General features: G+C 39.6%; 1 protein-coding gene. It reads left to right on the top strand.

Going from position 1 to position 699, the window contains the following annotated elements; all coding sequences use genetic code 11:
- Positions 1-173: 173 nt before the first annotated feature.
- Positions 174-680 (top strand): hypothetical protein, encoded by a 507-nt coding sequence (locus tag KIO97_RS26375; protein WP_285384383.1) that lies wholly within the window; start codon positions 174-176, stop codon positions 678-680.
- Positions 681-699 lie beyond the last annotated feature (19 nt).

Genomic DNA, 699 nt, shown 5'->3' with positions numbered 1-699 from the left:
ATCGAGCGCGTGTTAGGACAGGCATAACAAACTGTTTAAGAGTGATTCGCAACGCGTGGCATTTTCACTATGCATTGATTTTAGTGTTTAAGGTGGTATGCGGCGGCTTTTGTATTGCGTTGCTCACACCTTAACAGGGCGTTATGTGCTATCGCAGTATGTAAGGAATTTTGATGATATTTGAATGGTTTTCTACGGTATTCTCTGAGCCTACAGAACAAGCGAAGCTATTTACTGTCGCTATATCGACAACTCTTGCTGTTACTCTTTTATTGCTAAATCAATGGTTCATTAGGAAGCGGGATAGCAAGGAAAGGGCTATAGAAAAGTTAGAAGAGCTTACAGGAGCCGTATATGAGTTTTACTCGTTAGGTACCAAGGTAAATCGCTCGCTCAATCTAGGTAAGGATCACGACGAAAAGCTTATTGAAAAGTTTGTAGGGCTTGGAATCAAGATTGACACTTTGTGTAGCCTATATTTTCGGCGGTCAAAGATAGATACTTCTATCTCTAAAGATATCATCAGCTTAGGAATGGATGAACTAAGTGAACCAAAGCTCGAAAATGGAGATACGATTCCTAGCAACCACCCTTATATAGAAGCTAATGAAGAGCTTCATACTTGGTTTGAAGCAGCGCAATCAAAGTTGGAAAAGTTAATAAATCAGCACGTTAAGTAGCACATAACAAACTGTTTAA

This window comes from Vibrio sp. B181a (genome assembly GCF_030248375.1).
Classification (GTDB): domain Bacteria; phylum Pseudomonadota; class Gammaproteobacteria; order Enterobacterales; family Vibrionaceae; genus Vibrio; species Vibrio campbellii.
Note: the sequence above shows the minus strand (reverse complement) of the source record. Positions and strands in the feature narration are given on the sequence as shown.